11 protein-coding genes and 1 pseudogene are annotated in these 15,752 nt (G+C 66.1%); 6 read left to right on the forward strand and 6 right to left on the reverse strand.

The window, feature by feature from the left end; genetic code table 11:
- Window positions 1-24 precede the first annotated feature (24 nt).
- From BLU04_RS04895 to BLU04_RS17220, 3 genes and pseudogenes are all read right to left on the reverse strand, one after another.
- Window positions 25-483, reverse strand: a complete 459-nt coding sequence (locus tag BLU04_RS04895; RefSeq protein WP_093282947.1) for a hypothetical protein — start codon at window positions 481-483, stop codon at window positions 25-27.
- Window positions 480-1,019: a hypothetical protein gene (locus BLU04_RS04900; RefSeq protein ID WP_231964898.1), complete on the reverse strand. Its 540-nt coding sequence runs from the start codon at window positions 1,017-1,019 to the stop codon at window positions 480-482. Before BLU04_RS04900 ends, BLU04_RS04895 begins: the two co-directional genes overlap by 4 nt.
- 15 nt (window positions 1,020-1,034) lie before the next feature.
- Window positions 1,035-1,121, reverse strand: a pseudogene (locus BLU04_RS17220) (prepilin-type N-terminal cleavage/methylation domain-containing protein); the annotation flags it as partial.
- A 153-nt stretch (window positions 1,122-1,274) separates the two neighbouring features.
- Here BLU04_RS17220 and BLU04_RS04905 point away from each other — a divergent pair.
- The 6 genes from BLU04_RS04905 to BLU04_RS04930 all read left to right on the forward strand — a co-directional run bounded on the left by BLU04_RS04905 (window position 1,275) and on the right by BLU04_RS04930 (window position 13,200).
- Window positions 1,275-4,532 carry a glycoside hydrolase family 2 TIM barrel-domain containing protein gene (locus BLU04_RS04905; protein WP_093282953.1) on the forward strand — a complete coding sequence of 1,086 codons (3,258 nt, stop codon included), beginning with the start codon at window positions 1,275-1,277 and terminating at the stop codon, window positions 4,530-4,532.
- Between the two features lie 198 nt (window positions 4,533-4,730).
- Window positions 4,731-6,242: a PEP-CTERM sorting domain-containing protein gene (locus BLU04_RS04910; protein WP_157895133.1), complete on the forward strand. Its 1,512-nt coding sequence runs from the start codon at window positions 4,731-4,733 to the stop codon at window positions 6,240-6,242.
- Between the two features lie 46 nt (window positions 6,243-6,288).
- The gene (locus BLU04_RS04915) at window positions 6,289-8,418 is read left to right on the forward strand and encodes an alpha-L-arabinofuranosidase (RefSeq protein WP_157895134.1); all 2,130 of its coding nucleotides are present in this window, start codon (window positions 6,289-6,291) and stop codon (window positions 8,416-8,418) included.
- A 15-nt stretch (window positions 8,419-8,433) separates the two neighbouring features.
- The gene (locus tag BLU04_RS04920; RefSeq protein WP_093282961.1) at window positions 8,434-9,126 is read left to right on the forward strand and encodes a hypothetical protein; all 693 of its coding nucleotides are present in this window, start codon (window positions 8,434-8,436) and stop codon (window positions 9,124-9,126) included.
- 72 nt (window positions 9,127-9,198) lie between these two features.
- Window positions 9,199-10,293: a LacI family DNA-binding transcriptional regulator gene (locus tag BLU04_RS04925; protein WP_093282963.1), complete on the forward strand. Its 1,095-nt coding sequence runs from the start codon at window positions 9,199-9,201 to the stop codon at window positions 10,291-10,293.
- A gap of 180 nt (window positions 10,294-10,473) precedes the next feature.
- The gene (locus tag BLU04_RS04930) at window positions 10,474-13,200 is read left to right on the forward strand and encodes a hypothetical protein (protein WP_093282966.1); all 2,727 of its coding nucleotides are present in this window, start codon (window positions 10,474-10,476) and stop codon (window positions 13,198-13,200) included.
- A 32-nt stretch (window positions 13,201-13,232) separates the two neighbouring features.
- On the opposite strand, the gene BLU04_RS04935 is transcribed toward BLU04_RS04930, so the two are convergent.
- The 3 genes from BLU04_RS04935 to BLU04_RS04945 form a co-directional block, all read right to left on the reverse strand.
- The gene (locus tag BLU04_RS04935) at window positions 13,233-13,955 is read right to left on the reverse strand and encodes a GntR family transcriptional regulator (RefSeq protein ID WP_093282969.1); all 723 of its coding nucleotides are present in this window, start codon (window positions 13,953-13,955) and stop codon (window positions 13,233-13,235) included.
- 107 nt (window positions 13,956-14,062) lie between these two features.
- Window positions 14,063-14,791 carry a D-lyxose/D-mannose family sugar isomerase gene (locus BLU04_RS04940; RefSeq protein WP_197673036.1) on the reverse strand — a complete coding sequence of 243 codons (729 nt, stop codon included), beginning with the start codon at window positions 14,789-14,791 and terminating at the stop codon, window positions 14,063-14,065.
- Between the two features lie 98 nt (window positions 14,792-14,889).
- On the reverse strand, window positions 14,890-15,750 hold the full coding sequence (locus BLU04_RS04945) for an AraC family transcriptional regulator (RefSeq protein ID WP_093282974.1): 861 nt from the start codon (window positions 15,748-15,750) through the stop codon (window positions 14,890-14,892).
- Between the last annotated feature and the right edge of the window lie 2 nt (window positions 15,751-15,752).

Genomic DNA, 15,752 nt, shown 5'->3' on the forward strand with positions numbered 1-15,752 from the left:
TCGGGCCCGGATCGGCAGGTCGGTCTAGGGCTGGGGGAAGGAAGCGATGCCCTCCACCGATTCGGCGTTGGCCGTGCTGGCGGCGGGCCAGCTGATGCGGAAGCGGGCGAGGTAGGGCTGCAGGGTTCCCTTCGGCGGCGGCGTGAAAGTGTAGGAGACCCGCCAGCGGGCCTGCTCGAAGCGGGCCGTCGTCCGGTGATCGTCCCTCACCCCGAAGGAGGCGGAGACGGGGGCCATGGCGTTCGTGAGCGCGGGAAGGGCGTAGAGGGCCGAAGCGGCCGTCAGGGGAGTCGCCTTCCGGTCGGCGATCAACTCGCTCAGGATGTTCAGCGCCTCGCTTTCCTGGAGGGAATCGCGGGTCGACTGGAGGCCGGCGGGGAGGAGGGCGAGGATGGCGACCACCGCGAGGGTGGCGATGCCGAGGGCGAAGAGAACCTCGATGAGGGAGAAGGCCGGGGAGGGGCGGGAGGGCGCGGGTCTCATCGGCGGAAAATCTGGACCTGTCCGGTGAGGGTCGCCACCTGGAGGACGGCGATGTCGCGTTCATTCGTGCTTCCGTCCCGCGTCGGCTGGAGGCCGATCTCGATCCAGTGGGAGGCGCCGCCGGTCGGCTTGATCGCCGCCTCGCCCTGGGGACCGAAGCGGAGGACCTTGGCGAAGGTGACGGTCTCGGCCCCCGCCTTGCGCTGGAAGGAGGGGAAGGCGGAGCCGGCGAGGTCGTCCCCGTTCGCCGCCATGCCGGAGAGCTGCGCCGCCAACCCCCCCGTCGTGCGGAGCGCGAAATGGTCGTAGGCATGGAGCTGGGCGATCGGGACGAGGTTCCCCGTGTCGAGGTCGTCGGACTGGCCGGTCGTCCCCGCCATGAGGGCGACGGTCAGCCGGTGGGCCGCGAGGTCCTCGCTGAAGCCGACCCAGACGTAGGTGTTGTGGGACATGGCATAGGAGCGCGATTCGTCGAGGAGCAACGGCAGGCCGTTCACGGCGCGATTGATTTCCGAGGAGCGACTGAGGCCGGTCATCGAGGGAAAGGCTGCCGCCGCTAAAATGGCAATGATACCTATCACAACTAGAAGTTCAACCAGAGTGAAAGCGCAACGGCAGGCTCGGGTCGAAGGTTTCATTGGCGTGGGAACTGAAAGATCCAATGGCGATCTTATTTAAAGGTCTAAAAATCTCAATTGATTTTTAAATCATAATTAAACAATCTTTTTAGCATAGGCACGCTAAATCGCAATCGCAAGCCGTTCCATTCTTCCCCTTATCCCTTTCCATCCATGAGCTCCAACCTCCTTTTCCTCGACCGCGAAGGGTGCCTCCCCACCTTCCTCAACCCCGAGTGCCTTTCCCTCAACCGGCTCCCGATGGGGGCGACGCTCTACCGTTTCCTGACGGCGGCGGCGGCGCGGGAAGGGAGCCGCGAGGCCTCCCCCTGGTTCCGCCTCCTGAATGGGCGCTGGCGCTTCCGCATGGCGGCGAAACCCGCCGAGGTCACCCCCGCGGACCTCGCCGCGGGGACCGACCGCTCCGGCTGGGAGACGATCGAGGTGCCGGGGAACTGGACGATGCAGGGCCACGGACATCCCCATTACACGAACGTCCAGATGCCGTTTCCGGAGGAGCCGCCGATGGTCCCCGAGGCGAACCCGACCGGGATCTACGCGACGACCTTCACCGTCCCCAGGGAATGGGAGGGCCGGCGGGTGGTGATCCACTTCGGCGGGGCCGAGAGCGTCCTTTATGTCTACGTGAACGGGCGGCCTGTCGGGATGGGGAAGGACTCGCGGCTTCCCTCCGAATTCGACCTCACCCCCCACGTGGCCTTCGGCGGGGAGAACGAGGTCGTCGCCGTCGTCGTGAAGTGGTCGGACGCGACGTTTTTGGAGGATCAGGACCAGTGGTGGATGGGAGGACTTCACCGGGAGGTCTATCTCCATGCGACGGGGCCGGTCCACCTCGCCGATCTCTTCGCCCGGGGCGGGCTCGAAAACGGCTACCGGGACGGGCGGCTGCAGTTGACCGCGAAGGTCGGCTTCACGCCCGGCAATGCGCTCTTTCCCCGCCCGGGATGGAAGGTGCGGCTCCAACTCTTCGACCCCAAGGGGAAGGCCCTCTTCCGCAAGCCCCTGGAAGCGCCGGTGCCGACGGGGAGCACGCTCGAATACGGCCGCCTCCAGGCCGACTTCGACGTGGCGGTGCCGTGCGTCGCCGCCTGGTCGGCGGAGCGGCCCGCCCTCTACCGGGCCGTGGCGACGCTGCTCGATCCCGTCGGGAAGGAGATCGAGGCGACCTCGGTCCGTGTCGGCTTCCGCACCGTCGAGGTCCGGGACCGGATGCTCCTCGTCAACGGCAGGCGCGTCCTCATCAAGGGAGTGAACCGGCACGACCACCACGACACGAAGGGGAAGGCCCTCGACCGCGAGACCCTCCGCCTCGACGCCGTCGCGATGAAGCGGCTCAACGTCAACGCCGTCCGCACTTCCCATTACCCGAACGATCCCCATTGGCTCGACCTCTGCGACGAGCTCGGGCTCTACGTCATCGACGAGGCGAACCTCGAGACGCACGCTTTTCTCCACCAGCTCTGCCGGGACCGGCGCTACGCCGGGGCCTTCCTAGACCGCGCCGTCCGGATGGTCGAGCGGGACAAGAACCATCCCTCCGTCATCCTCTGGTCCCTCGGCAACGAGAGCGGCTACGGCCCGAACCACGATGCGATGGCGGGCTGGATCCGGGGTTACGATCCGACCCGCCCGCTCCATTACGAGCCGGGAATCTGGCCGTGGCTTCCCGAGGCCCTGATGCCGAAGAAGCGGTACGACGGGGGCTACCGCGTCACCGACATCGTCTGCCCGATGTACGCCACGATCGACCAGATCGTCGAGTGGGCGACCGACCGGGACCATCCCGACCGGACCCGCCCCCTCATCCTCTGCGAGTACTCCCACGCGATGGGGAACAGCAACGGATCCCTCGCCGACTACTGGGACGCGTTCGAGAAATATCCCGGTCTCCAGGGCGGCTTCATCTGGGAGTGGATCGACCACGGCCTGAAGCAGAAGACCGCCGACGGCAAGGAATACTGGGCCTACGGCGGCGACTTCGGCGACACGCCCAACGACCTCAACTTCGTCTGCGACGGCCTCGTCTGGCCCGACCGCAAGCCCCATCCCGCCGCCCGGGAATTCCAATACCTGGCGCGGCCCGCGAAGGCGCTCGCCTTCGACGCGAAGCGGGCGGCGCTCCGCCTCTCCAACGCGCGGGACTTCGCCGACCTCGGCGATCTGCGCGGATCGTGGGAGCTGAAGATCGACGGTGTCGTCTGGGCGGGGGGAAGGCTGCCCGTCCTGAGGATCGCGGCGGGGCGGGAGGGAACGGTCCGGCTGCCGCTCCGATTGGGGGCCATCGCGCTTCCTCCCGGCGCGGAGGCGTTCCTCCACGTCGGCTTCGAGCTCGCTCGCGCCACCGTCTGGGCTCCGGCGGGTCACCGCGTCGGCTGGGACCAGATCGCCCTTCCGGCACGGGCCTTCGCGCCGCCGCCCCGCCCCGTCCGCCGTTCTCGCCCCTTCGCGCCGTCGCCGCTCCGGGTGGTGCAGGAACGGAAACGGAATCCGAACGCGGACCCGATCAAGATCGGGAACGAGATCGTCCGGCTCGCGATCGTCGACGGGCGGATCGCCTCGTTCGCCTGGCAGGGTCGGGAGCTCCTCCTCGCCGGGCCCGAGCTCCAGGTTTGGCGGGGGCCGACCGACAACGACGGGATCAAGGGCTGGACCCACGAGGCCTGGCGGCCCCTCTCCAAGTGGCGCGCCATGGGCCTCGACGGGGCGGTCGTTTCCGCGTCCCCCGCCCGCGTACGGCGGGGAGGGAAAGGCGGCACCCCGGGCGCGGTGACGGTGACGCTGGAACAGATCGCCTCATGCGCCGCCTCTCCCCGGGCCGTCGTCCTCCGGCAGGACTGCACGCTCGCTCCCGACGGGACGCTCTCGATCGAGAACCGGTTCACGGTCTCCCCGCAGGTTCCCGATCTTCCCCGGCTCGGCGTCGTGCTTCGGTTCGCCGCGGGCTGGGAGGAGCTCCGGTGGCTCGGTCGCGGTCCGGACGAGAGCTACGCCGACCGGAAGCGGTCGGCCCTTGTCGATCTTCACGAAAGCACGGTGACGGCGCAGTACGTCCCCTACATCATGCCGCAGGAACACGGGAACCATGCCGATGTTCGCTGGCTTTCCCTCGGGAACGGGACGGTCGGTCTCCGCGTCGAGGCGGTTTCCGGGGACCCGCTCGAGTTCTCGGCGAGCCACTTCACCGCCCACGACCTTTACGCCGCCCTCCACACCTACGACCTCCGGCCCCGGCCCGAGACGATCCTCAACCTCGATTGGAAGCAGCGGGGCCTCGGCACCCATTCGTGCGGTCCCGACACGCTCCCCCCTTACACGATCCAACCCGGTCGTTTTCTCTGGCGTTACCGGCTGATTCCCTTCGCCGTCGAGGCCGGCGGAGGGAGGAAATCACAAAATCACACTTACCATTAAGAAAACTATTGAATAAACAGTCTATTTGCTATAAAGATGGTTAAAACAGATTTCCACGGGCAAACGGGAGTCTGGCGATTTGAAATGCAGATAAATCATAAGTTTATGTATATCAATTGGTTTATTCCTTCTCGTCCTGCCTCATTCTTTAGGAGGTCACGCCTTTTAACCGGTCTATTCGCTCTCGGCCTATGGAGCGTGATTGGCTTCAGCGGGGCAACCGCCTCGGCGCAATCGGTCTGGAACGGCGGCGGGACCGACGGGAACTTCTCGACGGCGTTGAACTGGGCTTCCGGCGTCGCGCCGACCAGCGCCGTGACGACGGTCCTCCAGATCGGCGGATCGTCGCAGACGGCCATCAACATCGACACCCCGTTCTCGGCCCAGAGCCTGACCTTCCTTAGCGGAGCCTCGGCCTTCACTCTCAGCGGAAATACGCTCAGCCTCACCGGGACGGGGGGGGTCAATGTCACGAACAGTTCGGCCAGCGTGCAGACGATCGCCGCGAGCATGTCGGTCGCCTCGGGCGGATTCGCCGCGACGGGGGCGAACATGACCGTCAGCGGGAACGTGGCGATCTCGGGAAACAATTTCACCCTCACCGCGGGGGGCGGAAAGACGCTGACGGTCAGCGGGGCCCTCACCGGCGGCATCACCGCGGGGAACTTCGCGATCAATGCGGCGGGCGGCACGGTCGTCCTCAGCGGCGCGAGCACCATCGGAAACACGATCAACATCTGGAACGGCAATGTCGTCGCCGGGACGAGCTCCTCGACGACGACGGGCGGCGCGTTCGGCAAGGGAAGCGTCAGCCTCGGCCTTTCCGGGCAGTCGAGTTCCTCCATCCTGGTCTCCGGGGCCTACACCATCGGGAACAACATCCGGGTCATCACGAACACGAACGGCGCCGTCTACACCCTCGGCGGCTCGACTGCCGACATTTCTACCTACAGCGGGGCGATCAGCCTCGGGACGAGCACCGCGGCGGGGACCGCGGGCATGGGCGTCACCCTCACGGCGGCGAGCGGGGGGCGCGTGAACTTCACCGGCGGCATCAGGCACGAGACGACCTCGACGGCGGGCAACAGCTCCGACGCGGTGACCAAGACCGGGGCGGGGATCGTCGCGATCTCGGGGACGAACAACACCTACCTCGGCATCACGACGGTCTCGGCGGGGACCCTGCTGGTCAACGGCACCCTGAGCGGCACCGGCGCGGTCAGCGTCGCCTCGGCGGCGGTGCTCGGCGGCAACGGGACGGTCTCCGGGGCGGTGACGGTGGCGAGCGGGGGCATCCTTTCGGCGGGCGACATGGACGCGTCGGGAACGAGCCTCACCGGGACGCTGACGCTCGGCGGCGGCCTCGCGCTCAACACGGGATCGACCCTGAAATTCGACCTCGGAAGCGCGAGCGACCTCGTCGCAGTCACCGGCAACCTCATCCTCGGCGGAACGCTGAGCCTCACGGCCGGGAGCGGTTTCGGCGCGGGGACCTACGAGCTCTTCAGCTATTCGGGAACCCTGACGGACAACACCCTGACCGTCGGGACGTCGCCCGCCGGTTACGCCTACACCGTCGATACCTCGACGGCGGGGGTGGTCAATCTCCAGGTGGTTGCGGTGCCGGAGCCCGCCCCGCTAGTCTTGATGGGCGCGGGGATGGCGGCCTTCCTCCTGCTGCGGCGGCGGCCGGCGCGGTGCGCGGCCTGAGGCTCGATCCGGGATTTTTTACGAGATGATTTTTTCTATGACGGCAATGGCTCGGCGGGGATCCTCCCGCATGCGGTGGTCGGCTTTTCTGGGGGCGGTCCTCCCGTTCCTCTTCTCCCTGGGCGGCATGGGCGGCGACGCCCGGGCCGAGGATGCCCAGCCGTTGACGGGCTCGCTCGAGGTCGACGCCTCGCAGGTGCTCGGGCCGGTGAACCGGCTGGTCTTCGGCCACAACATCGAGGCGGCCGATTCGGCGGGGATCTTCGGCCCCACCGTGAAGGACAAGATCTACCGGGGCGACGGCCTATGGCTCCCGAACGAGGGGAAGCCCTCCGAGGTGATCCTCGGGAAGGCGCGCGAGATCGGGATCAGCATGCTCCGCTATCCCGGAGGGTGTCTGGTCCACAACTTCGACTGGCGCAAGGCGGTCGGCCCGCGCGACAAGCGCGGCGACTGGCAGTTCGGCGTCGACGAGTATCTCCAGGTCTGCAACGAGCTGAACATCGAGCCCCTCATGATGGTCAGCGACTATGTCCTCCCCGCCGAGGAGATGCCCCGCTTTGCCGCCGACCTTGTCGAATACCTCAACGCCCCCGCGACGCCCGACCATCCCTGGGCGATGAAGCGGAAGGAATGGGGCCATGCCGAGCCCTACAAGGTGAAGTGGTTCGAGCTGGGGAACGAGTCCGACCACGGCAACCACGACGTCGTCCCCCGGCGGCAATACACGCCCGACGGCTATGCGAAGTATGCCGTCGATTGCATGGCGGCGATGCGGGCCGTCGATCCGACGATCAAGATCGGCATCCTCTCGGCGACCGGCGCGCCGCCCGAGTCGGAGTGGAACAAGATCGTCTACCGGACGGCGGGAAAGAAGGCCGACTTCATCGTCGCCCACATGTACCTCGGCGGCTCCGGCGTGACGATCAACGACGACAATGAGCGGCAGGCCTATCTCACGGGCTTTTCGACCACCCGCGCCTACCAGAACACCCTCGACCGCTACCGGGAGAAAATCCTTCTCGAATGCGGGCGGAACGTCCCCCTGGCGATCACCGAGTTCAACAACTCCCTGGGCGGCGACAAGCCGAAGCCCTACCGCTTCACCCTCGCGGGCGGGCTGATCGCCGCCGACGTCATCCGCCTCCTCCTCCTGCCGGAGAACAACATCGCGATGGCGAATTTCTGGCAGATGTTCAACGGCTACTTCGGCTCGATCCGCATCGATTTCAAGACGACCCCCGATTATCAGACGAAGGATCTCGCCGCCTTCCGGCTCTTCCGGCTGTGGGGCCAGCACTTCGGCGCCGACCTCGTGAAGACGACGGTCGACGGGCCGAAGATGGAGGTCGACGGGATGGGCGGGGTCTCTCCCTCGCGGGGAACCGACTTCCGTCCCCCCCTCCTGATCGCCGACATTCCCGTCGCGTCGGAGATCGATCTCGGCGCCCTCGACGATCCGAAGCTGAAAGGCGAGATGACGCCCGACGGCGTGCTGAAGGTCGACTTCGACCAGATCACCGGGAACCATTACCCCTGCATCGGCCACTACAGGAAGCCGGGCGAAGTCGGCCCCGACGGCGCCGACTACACGCTCTCCTGCGAGGCCCGTTTCGTCCCCGGTCCGGGGAGCGCCGACGCGCCCATCGCGATGGGCCTGGGCGACGACCGGGGTTGGGGGAAATCGCACAGCGCGATCACGATCACCGGGATCAACGGTCCGGAGTGGAAGGAGATCTCGGGCACCCTCCGGGGGCTCAAGGACGCGCCGGGAGTCCAGATCGTCCTCCGGTTCGAGTCGGGGGCGAAGGTCATCTCGGGCCATCTGGAGGTCCGCAACATGAAGCTCCGCGCCATGACGAAGGCGACTTTCCCCGCCTACGACCTCCTCACCAGCTCGGCCAGCCTCTCCAAGGGCGGCGACCGGCTCTATGTGATGGTCTTCAACAAGAGCGAGAACAAGCCGATCGCGACCGAGGTGCGGGTGAAGGGTTTCGCCGCCGCCCGCGTCCTCCGCTGGGAGGTCAACGGACCCTCGCTTGGGGCGATCGACGGTGTCCGCGACACGAAGGTCGGCGAGGCCGCGCCGGTCGACGGCGAGGCCGTCGCGATGACCTTCCCCGCCCATTCGATGACCGCGCTCGAATTCGAGAAAGCCGACGGGGCCAGGAAATAATCGGGAAGCAAAGCCATGAAACGACTCCGTTGCGCCTCGCTTTTCCTCGGCCTCACCCTTGCCCTGGCCCGTGCCGAGACGACGGTGCAGGACGGCTTCAACAAGGAGTCCCGGAACGCCCTCGACGGGGCGGCGACCGAGACCGGCGAGTCGAGCTGGGAGGCGACGCCGAACGTCCGGATCCTGAAACAGGACGACGGAGATGGCGCGGTGGGAGTGCGCGACGAGCAGGCCTTCCTCCTCCGGTTGCCGGTGACTGCCGAAGCGGAGAACGTGGCGATCGAGGCGCGGGTCCATCCCGACGCGAAGGACCCGAACCGGTGGATCGGGGTCGGCATGGGGGCGAAGGGAACCCTCGATGCCATGAACGTGAATATCAACTGGCCGCTGGGCGTCTACCTCGTCCTCGACGGGAAGGGGCACTATCAGTGCCTCTACAATCCGGGCAGGGAAGGGGTCGCCACCACGCAGCAAATCCAGGGCGGCGACGCCACCGGCTTCTCGCCGGGCGGCTGGAACCGGCTGAAGGTCGAGTACCACCGGAAGAACAATACGGTTTCGATGTGGGTCAACGGGGAGAAGGTTGTCAGCAGCGCGAATCTCGAGAAAAAGGGATTCGTCTCCAGCATCGCCGTGGCGGGGCTCTCCGGTTACGGCATGAACCCGGACCAGCGGAACATCGACGATGTCGTCCTCACGACACCCTAGAACTCTTAGAGGCTTTGCCCGACCGGAACCCCTTTTATTCGGCAGTCTAATGTGGTAATTTGTGATCGAATTATGGCTCCCCTTCAATCGACAACCAAATTGGACGAAATCTTCAAGATCCTTGAAGATCGCATTCTTCAGGGTGTGTGGCCGGTCAACGGCAAGATTCCGCCCGAAGTGGAGTTGGCCGAGGAATTGGGCTGCAGCCGGTTCACGGTGAGTCGGGCCATTACCCGACTGGCCCATGAGGGTCTGGTCGAGCGGCGCACCCGGACGGGAACGCGCGTGATCCGTTCCAATTCGCAGCGGGGTGCCGCCCTGCTCGAGCTGAACGCCTTCGCCTTCGTCTTCCCGAGTGACCGGCACGAAGGCATCGCGAAGACGGTGAGCGGATTTTCCGGGGCCGCCCATCAGGCGTCGCGCCGCATGGTGACCCTGACGACGGGGACCGATTTCCGCAAGGAAGCCGAGATGATCACCCGGCTCAAGGAATTCGACGTGAAGGGCGTCGTCCTTTACTCGTTGGCCGGGTGCGGGACGCCGGAGGACCAGATCAACGTCCTGCAGATCCTGGGCCGCTCCCAGGTGCCGATCGTCCTCGCCTGCATCAGCATGCCGGGAATCGACCTGCCCGCGGTGATCTCCGACGATTTCGACGCCGGACGGATGATGACCGATTACCTGATCGGCAAGGGGCTCAAGCGGATCGGCTTCTTCGGGCCGGGCCGGGCCGTCGGCGCGTTGATGGGGTACCAGTTCGCGATGGAAAACGCGGGGCTCCCCGTCGATCCCTCCCTGGTGAACCTCCCGACGACGATGCATCCGAATTTCGAGGACGCCTTCGCCGAGCCGACGCGGCTGGCCGAGGCCTATCTCAAGGGATGCCGCGGGCTGGAGGGCGTGGTCTGCAGCTTCGACCTTCTGGCGCGGGCGCTCCTTCGCGTAGCCAAGAAGAACGGCCTCCGCGTCCCGCACGATCTGAAGGTGGTCGGGGTCGACGACTTCGCCCAGGACCCCGGGGAAATTCCCCTGACCACCTACCATATTCCGTATGAGGCGATCGGCCGCCGCGCCTTCGAGCGGCTCGACGAAGTGGTGCGGGGGATTCCGCAGCCGATTCCGATCGAGCGGATCAAGGGACACGTGGTGGTGCGCGAGAGCGCCTAGTTCGAGATTCGAGATTCCCAAAAAGGATGCATCAAAGGCCGGGGGGATTCTTCGGGCTTTTTTATTCCTAAATTTAAATAATTACAACCACTCCAATATATGAAGCTATCTGCCGGTTTTATGGGTAACATTCGAGCCCATTTTATCTCGAATGGGCGGGTTCTTCTTTTTCTTCCCCTGGTGCTTCTGTGCGGAACCACCTCCCTGCGGGCGACGCAGGGCGGGCCGCTGAACGTCGGTTATCTCGTCGACGAGCAATTCGCCTACTTCGGGAATCCCTCGACGGGAGACGACAAGGTCTCCGATTGGGACATCGACTCGACGGGAGGGACGATCTCCTCGGTCTACTGGAAGTACGCCAGCCTCGGCGGCGCCCTCAAGATGAGGAAGAGCTTCATTCCGCAGGCGACGGGGTCGATCACGCTCGAGTTCTGCTTCAATCTCCAGGCCAAGATCGACGGGAATATCTGGGCGATCCGCTCCGGGGATACCAACGCCGTTGTCTTCAAGACCTCGGGCGGGGCGTTCGGCTACGAGACTTCGACGGGCGGCTTCACCGCCCTCGTCGCGAACTATGCGGCGCAGACGAACTACGCCGTCCGGGCGACGCTCTATCCGGCGACTCACGGCTTCGACGTTACGGTGAACGGCGCGCGGGCGGCGGGGATGCCGGTCGCCATGAGGAACACGGTGAGCCAGGTCGATTCCGTCTACATCGAAACGCCCGCGGGCCTCGGCGAACAGCAGCTCTACTTCGTGACCGTCACGAAGGGGTACATCGTCAACGAACGCTTCACGTGCGCCACCGCCGGGATTACCCCCAGCGGCTGGGGAGCCACGACGGCGGGCGGCCTCTGCAGCCCGCAGCTGCTCTCCACCCGCACGCCGATCCCGAATCCCAAGCAGCCGATGGGCTTCCGCATGGACGACACCTCGACGACGGCGATGGCGACCCTCAATTACAGCTTCACGCCGAACGGCTCGAAACTGGCGTGGGAGTACAAGTTCCTCCTGCCGGCGAAGGTCGACGGGGTGATCATGTATCTCCGCAACGGGAGCTCGGGCGGCGTGACGCTCACCACCTCGGGGGGGAACATCGCCTGTTACTCGACGACGTCCTCGACGACGACGGTATGGAGCAACTACGTGGCGAACGTCTGGTACGTGGTCCGCGTGGTCCTCGATCCCGCGACCGACCTGGCCGATGTCTACATCAACGGGAAATACCGCACCACGATCGGCTATTCCGGCGGCAACCTCAGCAGCATGGCCTTCGGCACCTCGATGTCGGGGATGGGGACGATGTGGATCGACGACGTCCTCCTCTATCCTTTCCAGGAACGGGCCGCCGACTACGTGCCCGACGTCGCGCCGATCTCCCACGGCTCCCTCAAGGTCGGGATGCAGACCTTCTTTGCCGGATGGCGGAACGGGCAGCACCTCGGCTGGGACTGGATCTACCGGTATCCGAATCACGATCCGGCCCTCGGCTTCTACGACGAGGGGAACAGCGAGGTGATGGATTGGGAGCTGAAGTGGATGTCCGAGGCCGGCGTCGATTTCTTCATGGACTGCTGGTACGGGAGCACGAACGGCGATCCGATCAAGCAGCCGACCTTCGAGTCGACCCAGGGCGCGATCCACGAGGGCTATTTCTACGCGAAGAACACCGGCAACGTGCAGTTCGCCATCGCCGATTTCTCCCTTTCCGGCGCGACGACCACGGCGGCGTTCCAGAACGCGATCGTCCCTTACTGGGTCGAGTATTATTTCCGCGATCCCCGCTACATGCGGATCGACAACAAGGCGGTGGTCGCCTTCGGGAACGCCACCGACTGGGTCAACGGCCTGGGGACGGCGACGGCGCTGGCCGAAACCAATTTCCTGCGGACCCAGATTTCGGCCGCCGGGTACAGCGGCGCGATCCTCCTGGCCCGTTGCGGCGACGCGAACACCGCCATCCTGAGCCAGCTGAGCGCGGCCGGATTCGACGCCTGCTACACCTACGCCTGGATCTCCAACAACATCACGACGATCCAAAGCGCGTTGACGAGCCAGAAGACCGCCGGGGCGTCCGCCACGCCCCATGCGATCTACCCGATCGGCGTCTCCTCGCAGGGGCGCAGCGGCGAGGCGTGGGACCAGACCGGCCCCGGTTACATCAGCCCCGCCGATTTCACGACGATGAACGGGTGGATGAAGAACACCTTCGCCCCCAGCATCTCCAGCGCCTCCGCGACGGCGGCGGGAGGGAAGATGGTCCTCTTCGACAATTGGAACGAATTCGGCGAGGGCCACTACATCGCCCCGACGGCCCTGCTCGGCTACGGCGCCACCGACGGCTTCGGCTACCTCAACGGAATCCGCAGCGTCTTCCTCCCCGCCTCGACGGTGACCAACGTGGTGCCGACGGCCACGCAGAAGGCGCGGATGAATATCCTCTACTCCCGTGCCTGGACGGGCCGGACCTGGGCCTTCGACTCGATCTATCCCGACACCGAGGGTTGGATGGCGAACTTCCAGGTCTCCAGCCTCGACCAGCAGGGCGGCTACCTCAAGGGCTACTCCGGGGGGGCCGACCCGTCGATCATCTCGGCCGACGGTTACAACATCCCCACCGCCACCTACCGCCACGTCGAGGTGCGGATGCAGACCGTCTCCTCGGGAACCGCCGCCCGGATCTACTTCACCTCCAATAGCGACGGGACGATGAGCCAGGCGAAGTCCCAGGCGGCCTCGACCGCCCTCGTCAACGACGGGGCCTACCACGTCTACACGTTCGACATGTCGACGGTGCCGGGCTGGACCGGGGCGAGCGCCATCCGGCGGCTCCGTTTCGATCCCATCGACATCGGCGCCTCGGCGAGCGACGTCTTCTCCATCGATTACATCAAGGTCCTGCCTTAGGGGGCAGCCGGGACCGGGTGCCCGTCGCTGGATCAGGCCTTCCTGGCCGGCCGCCGGTCCCGCTTGTCGACGACTTCGATCGCGGCCGCCTTGTCGAGCAGCTCCTGCTGGTGCTTGGCGCCGTAGCGGACGTGGTCGCGCGTCGTCCGTTCGGCCTTGTCGGGATCGCCGCTCATGAGGGCGTCGAGGAGCTTCCGGTGCCAGTGGGCCGGGCTCGGCCACAGCTTGCCGCTGACCCAGGTGAAGAACATGAAGTGGCGGCGCCAGAGACGTTCCACTTCCCGGATAAGAAGGCGTGATTCGCTGAGGCGGGCCACGGCGAGGTGGAATTCCTGGTGGACCTCCATGTCGGCGCGGGAGTAGGTCCCGGCCTTCCGCAGGAGCGCGTCGACCCGGTCGGCCAGCGCCTCCAGCCGGGGAAGGTCGGAGGCCTTGATTTTCCGCGAGACGATGCGGGCCACCTGGCATTCCAGCGCCTCCCGGAGGATCGATTCGTCGGTCAGGCGCTGCGGGGTGACGCGGGTCACCCGCGTGCCGTACATGGGGGCGCTCTCGGCGAGGCCGTCGGTCTCCAGCCGCCACAGGGCTTCGGAAACCGTCGCCTGGCTCAGGTGGAACCGCTGGGTCAACTCGCGGCGGACGAGGCGCGTCCCGGGCGGCAGCTTGCCGCTCAGGATCTCGAATTCGAGGTTCCGGAAGAGGCGGACCGCCTGGGTTTCAAACTCAAATTCGGCACCTTCGGGCTTTAAATTCATGGGGAAGAACGGCTCCAGCCGTTCTAACCGGGAACGTGTTTTGGTGAAATCAAATAAATGAGATCGATCAAAACACCCATCCGCTACCCGCGAAGCCCCGCTTCCTCTCAGGAGCGGGGGGTCGGGTACTCGTGGCAGAGGTAGCAGGTGCGCGGCGCGTCCTCGAGGAGGGTGGGAAACCGGCAGGCCCAGGGATCGGCGAAGACGTTGTCGTTCCAGTCGTCGCAGACCGAGGATACCTCGCTGCTGACGGCATAGCGCCCGCCGGCGATCGGGGTGCCGCTTCCCTCGGCGGCCCAGAATTGGTGGAACGTCCGGGGCGGGATGCTCAGGCTTTCGCCGGGACGGATGCGGATCTCCTCGCCCGCCGGCCTGGCGTGGGAGAAGCCGTCGATCTGGACGGTCAGCGGGCCGTCGCCGGGCCGCTCTCCCGGGCCGACGGGCCGGAGGACGATGATGACGTCGCCCCCGCCCCGATTGATGATGTCTTCCCGCTTCGAGCGGTGGTAATGCATCGGCGATTTTTGTCCCTCCGGCTCGATCAGCAGCTTCTCGGCATACGATTTGGGATAGCGCGGATCGCTCGGCCTGCCGTTGCGGAGAGTGAAGAGGCACCGGCCGATCTCCGAGAAGCGGCCGCTGCCGAAGTCGGTGACATCCCAGCCGAGCATGCAGTCGCGGATCTCGGCCGCCTTGGCCCCGGCGGCCCCGTCCCACTGGTCGACGCTCCAGTCGGCAAAGGGGGGAAGCGGGATGTGCAGTGCGGCGAGGACCGCCCGGGCAACCTCGACCGAGTGGTTCACCAGCGAGCGGGAAAGGGTGCCGGATGGAGTCATTAAAGGATGATATCGATTTGATCGATCAAATTCAAGAGGAGAGTAAGCTGCCTGCGGCAGTCCCATCCCTCCGCGCCCCTCCCCCAGTGTCGATCGCCCTACCCCGCGGCGCTGGCGCGGCGCTGGATCTTGCGGTAGGCGGCGGGGGAGAGGCCCAGGCGGGCCTTGAAGGTGCGGGAGAAGTGGAAGCGGTCGGTGAAGCCGGTTTCCTCGGCGACGGCGTCGATGGTCTTTCCTTCGGAGGTCAGGCGGCGGGCGGCGATCGAGATCCGCCGCTCGATGCCGTATTGGGCGGGAGTCATGCCGACGGCGCCCCGGAAGCGGCGGATGAAGTGGTCGGTGCTCATGTCGCAGAGGCGGGCCAGTACGGGATTGTCCGGAGGGGAGGCGAGCGAGCGGTCGATGGCCTCCAGGGCGGGGCCGATGTCGATCGATCCGGCGAGGGCGCGAAGGGAGGCTTCCCGGTCGTCGGCCGAAAGGGACTCCATCGCCATCGCCGTCGCGGCGTGGGCGAGGGCGCTCGCCCAGGCGAGGCCGGTGAAGCCGAGCTCCTTCTCCCCGTTGCCGCCGAGGCCCGCCTGCCAGCGGCGGCAGAGGGGATCGATCGCGCCGTCGGCGGGGAGGAGGAGGGGCCGGTCGAAGAGGCGGCGAATGAGGGAGGGGGGGAATCCGGTGACGTAGAAGTGGAGGAAATCCTGGAGGACCGGCCGGGTGGTCCCGGTCTGGAAGCGGACCCAGGAGGGGATCAGGTGGATCCGTCCGGGGAGGAGCGGGAAGGCGCGGCCCGCGCAGGTGACTGAAGCCCCGGAGCGTTGATGTGCATAAAGACGCCAGAACGGGCTTTGCAGATCGTAACGCCAGAGCGCGCCGATCTCCATCCGCTTGGATTCCACCACCTCGATCCGGAAGTGGCGGAGAAGGCCGTCGGCGAGGCTGACGGGGAGAGCGCCGGTTTCCATAA

Source organism: Verrucomicrobium sp. GAS474, from assembly GCF_900105685.1.
Classification (GTDB): domain Bacteria; phylum Verrucomicrobiota; class Verrucomicrobiia; order Methylacidiphilales; family GAS474; genus GAS474.

What these genes read in the sequence shown, in the direction of transcription:
- BLU04_RS04900 (WP_231964898.1), bottom strand. Translation starts at nt 1,019, where the DNA reads ATGACCGGCCTCAGTCGCTCCTCGGAAATCAATCGCGCCGTGAACGGC.
- BLU04_RS04920 (WP_093282961.1), top strand. Translation starts at nt 8,434, where the DNA reads ATGAAACGACTCCGTTGCGCCTCGCTTTTCCTCGGCCTCACCCTTGCC.
- BLU04_RS04905 (WP_093282953.1), top strand. Translation starts at nt 1,275, where the DNA reads ATGAGCTCCAACCTCCTTTTCCTCGACCGCGAAGGGTGCCTCCCCACC.
- BLU04_RS04915 (WP_157895134.1), top strand. Translation starts at nt 6,289, where the DNA reads ATGGCTCGGCGGGGATCCTCCCGCATGCGGTGGTCGGCTTTTCTGGGG.
- BLU04_RS04945 (WP_093282974.1), bottom strand. Translation starts at nt 15,750, where the DNA reads ATGGAAACCGGCGCTCTCCCCGTCAGCCTCGCCGACGGCCTTCTCCGC.
- BLU04_RS04925 (WP_093282963.1), top strand. Translation starts at nt 9,199, where the DNA reads ATGGCTCCCCTTCAATCGACAACCAAATTGGACGAAATCTTCAAGATC.
- BLU04_RS04935 (WP_093282969.1), bottom strand. Translation starts at nt 13,955, where the DNA reads ATGAATTTAAAGCCCGAAGGTGCCGAATTTGAGTTTGAAACCCAGGCG.
- BLU04_RS04940 (WP_197673036.1), bottom strand. Translation starts at nt 14,791, where the DNA reads ATGACTCCATCCGGCACCCTTTCCCGCTCGCTGGTGAACCACTCGGTC.
- BLU04_RS04895 (WP_093282947.1), bottom strand. Translation starts at nt 483, where the DNA reads ATGAGACCCGCGCCCTCCCGCCCCTCCCCGGCCTTCTCCCTCATCGAG.